The organism is Photobacterium proteolyticum (genome assembly GCF_001939735.1).
GTDB lineage: Bacteria > Pseudomonadota > Gammaproteobacteria > Enterobacterales > Vibrionaceae > Photobacterium > Photobacterium proteolyticum.
The window spans coordinates 1-3,102 of the sequence record NZ_MJIL01000023.1; the positions used below are offsets into that span (position 1 = coordinate 1).

Genomic DNA, 3,102 nt, shown 5'->3' on the forward strand with positions numbered 1-3,102 from the left:
CGGAATCGGTGATCGGTTTAAACCGGAATGAGCGATCGGATAATCCCGGAATCAGGGGTCGCAATACTCCGGAATATGCACATTTTGGGTATGGAGTTAGGTGCGCTTTGCTGGTTCGATGGGACACACCTTATAGCTGGCGTTATATCTTTAAGGAGAATCAATGGTAAGCAAGGTAGAGAAAAAAGTTCGGAAGACACTTATTAAAGTAGCTAGAGGCGAGTTAAATACTTATTACTTCCGTAAAATTACATACAAGGAGCTTTGGTTAACTCAATACCCTGGTGGAGCTTGGGGGCAAGGTCATACCCCTGAAGTTGTTGAATGGATTGTAAATATTTCAAATGCCGATACTGATAATGGATTACCACCACTAAATGCTTTAGTTGTTCGTAAGGACACCAGCGAACCTGGTAAAGATTGGAAGTCTTGGCACAAAAGTGTAGGCAGCCCATTTGAATCACAAGATCATGCCCAAGCAGCATGTTGGGCTTACTGGCCAACAGCAAATATAGTACAAATGTATCATCGTTCAGCCAAATCAACGATATAACAAACATCAAGTTGACGCCTTTTACTCAGCATTTTTGTATGGAATTAGGTGTGTTTTGTCGGTTCAACGGAGCCCACTCTATGACAGGCACTGGGCTCACATGTCAGAAGACGAGTGTAAAAAATGATAAAATATCGACATCAACTCCGATTTATTGAGGGTAGCGTTGAAAGTGGAAACTTTGAAGATGTTGCTACTTTAACCTACGTAGGTGAGTTACCTTCAGTTCCAAGCCCTGGACTAGTTGTATCATTAACAGACGATGTTGATTTTGAGATTCAGCATGTGAGTTTTCTTGTTCATGAAGGTATCTATCAATCTTTTTCATACATAGACTTTTATGCTTTAGATGATAGGAGTCAGGCTTTTGTTGGAAGAGAAGATTGGATAGCACGCTGGGTAAAATACGGTTTTGAAATATATTCTACGAATCGAGTTTCAAAAGAAGCAATTGAGGCAGCAGTGGAAGATGTTATTGTCTGAGTAGCAGCCCATCTCAGATGATGGGCCAAAATATTCGTAGGGCAATACGCTGATGTGTAGTGACTCAGACACGATCTGACACTTCCGATGAGACGACTTGACCAGATAAACTCACAATGGGACAAAACTGTGTTTGTCAGTCCCTTTGCTAAGCTCCCTGAGGAGCTTTTCTTATATTTGAACTTTAACCGAAACAAAAGAATAATCATCAGTCGGGCCATAACGTTCAATTCTTCGTAACAAAGCATTTCCTAGTTTTACTGTACTTGCCATTGTATTCGGAGAGAACCTAGGGTTTCTCTCCCAATGTTCATGTGCGCCATCACTCATCAAGAACAAAGTCGCCACACCGTCATCATTGGTGATATCTTCTAGTCGAATGGAAGTTGTATCATATCGCATGTCTACAACAGCGGAGATTGCCGTCGTAATGACATTTTTACCCTTAACATTCTTAAGCTGTTTCTTCGTAAAAACTTTTTCATCAAGAAGTTGCTGATGCTTTGTGTGGTCTTTAGTTATTTGCCTTAACTTGCTGCCGGTTTGAATGTATGCACGACAGTCACCTATATGAGCAACGTGAAGGAATTCACCATCAAGAAACAAGTAAGTTAGGGTAGTAGACGCTTTTTCATAATCAGTCTTATATTGAGATAAACCAACAACTTTTGAGTGTATATCTGTAAATACATTTCCAAACTGGTTGATTTCACTAGAACTATTCAAACTATTCAAGTGCTCTATAGCAGACAGTGATGCCAAGTCCGCTCCTGGGTAAGAGCCTACACCATCAGCAACGGCAAGTACCAAACCATTTGCTACTAACTTAGGCTCTAAAATAGCATCTTCATTGTGCTTATCTTCGTTCTTAGCGAAACAAAAGCTCGTGCTTTCGAGAATTCTAACCATCGATTTCTACCTTCGCGTCAAGTACTTCTAAAACTTCGTCCATTGTGGCAAGCCTGTCACTTACATCCATTTTTACGCATAAGTTAATCATTTTCTTAAGTTCAGCATTTGACACCTTGAGTGCTTCGCAAACGCGACCAAAAGCAAATATATCACTCTTAATTGTATAGTCGCTCCCGATGTACATTAGCTCAGGCGCCATGTAATGGTTGTTGCCCAAGCGAGTGTCAATAGAGGTTAGTACCTGACTATTTTCAGAAGGCTGAATTTTACGGATGAGACCAAAATCTGAGATTTTATATGTACCGTCAGAAAAGCGGATTATGTTATTTGGCTTGATATCTCTATGTAGGTACCCCTTGCTATGGATATGTTTCAAACCTTTAGCTAAATGTATCATAATCTTTAACTTTTCTTGTTCAGTTAATTCACCTGCTTCGATGAGCTTGAGAACATCAACCTCTCCAAGTTGCATAATGAAGTATGGTTTGTCGGGAGCTAAATCAAATGTATAAATAGGGACAATATGTTTGTTATGGCAATCACATTGGGCAAGGATCTCTCTTTCAAAGCGCTCTTTGTATAGTTTTAGATCTATCTTTTGATCGAGAATTTTACGCGCATATAGGCCAGAATGAGTTTCACTGTTGTTGAATAACTCAACTCGTTCGACATAACCAAAGGTACCATCTCCGAGATACCCGATAGTTCTGAATTTATAGCTAGTATTTGATATGCGAATTAAATCTAATTCGTCTTGTTTTTCAAGAGCCGACATACTCAACAGAGCTCCTTAGTATACGTCATAAGATTAGGCAAATTATTTGTTATATATGCACCTAATTTATATCAAACACTCACCATCTAAAAGGAATTTGTGTCTCTGTACAGGCAATTAGAGAGAATATAGAGCTTAGTACCGGGAAATAGACTTTCCCCCGTATTACTGGACTTTAGGGGGTTAGATACGACTTAAACACTGATGCTTTACGCTTGCAGATCCCCATACAAAAAATGACTGTTATGAATCGGATAAGTTTTGATAAGCAAAACTCACACAAAAGGATGTAAATGATAATGGTCGAGTAGACGACACTTGTTACCAAGTGCCGCCCCTCTAAGAACCGTACGTGCAACTTTCACTGCATACGGCTCAA

Annotated in this window: 4 protein-coding genes; 2 read left to right on the forward strand and 2 right to left on the reverse strand. The window is 39.7% G+C overall.

The window, feature by feature from the left end; all coding sequences use genetic code 11:
- The first annotated feature begins 163 nt into the window (after window positions 1–163).
- Together BIT28_RS00225 and BIT28_RS00230 are read left to right on the forward strand one after the other, a co-directional pair.
- Entirely contained in the window at window positions 164–553 is a 390-nt protein-coding gene (locus tag BIT28_RS00225) for a hypothetical protein (protein ID WP_075761634.1), read from the forward strand.
- 123 nt (window positions 554–676) lie between these two features.
- The gene (locus BIT28_RS00230; protein WP_075761635.1) at window positions 677–1,036 is read left to right on the forward strand and encodes a hypothetical protein; all 360 of its coding nucleotides are present in this window, start codon (window positions 677–679) and stop codon (window positions 1,034–1,036) included.
- 171 nt (window positions 1,037–1,207) lie between these two features.
- On the opposite strand, the gene BIT28_RS00235 is transcribed toward BIT28_RS00230, so the two are convergent.
- Both BIT28_RS00235 and BIT28_RS00240 read right to left on the reverse strand, forming a co-directional pair.
- On the reverse strand, window positions 1,208–1,945 hold the full coding sequence (locus BIT28_RS00235) for a PP2C family protein-serine/threonine phosphatase (protein WP_075761636.1): 738 nt from the start codon (window positions 1,943–1,945) through the stop codon (window positions 1,208–1,210).
- On the reverse strand, window positions 1,938–2,723 hold the full coding sequence (locus BIT28_RS00240) for a serine/threonine-protein kinase (protein WP_075761637.1): 786 nt from the start codon (window positions 2,721–2,723) through the stop codon (window positions 1,938–1,940). The genes BIT28_RS00235 and BIT28_RS00240 overlap by 8 nt, the downstream gene beginning before the upstream one ends.
- Between the last annotated feature and the right edge of the window lie 379 nt (window positions 2,724–3,102).

Excerpts from the sequence above, each read along its gene's own strand:
- BIT28_RS00225 (WP_075761634.1), top strand. The coding sequence starts at position 164 with ATGGTAAGCAAGGTAGAGAAAAAAGTTCGGAAGACACTTATTAAAGTA.
- BIT28_RS00230 (WP_075761635.1), top strand. The coding sequence starts at position 677 with ATGATAAAATATCGACATCAACTCCGATTTATTGAGGGTAGCGTTGAA.
- BIT28_RS00235 (WP_075761636.1), bottom strand. The coding sequence starts at position 1,945 with ATGGTTAGAATTCTCGAAAGCACGAGCTTTTGTTTCGCTAAGAACGAA.
- BIT28_RS00240 (WP_075761637.1), bottom strand. The coding sequence starts at position 2,723 with ATGTCGGCTCTTGAAAAACAAGACGAATTAGATTTAATTCGCATATCA.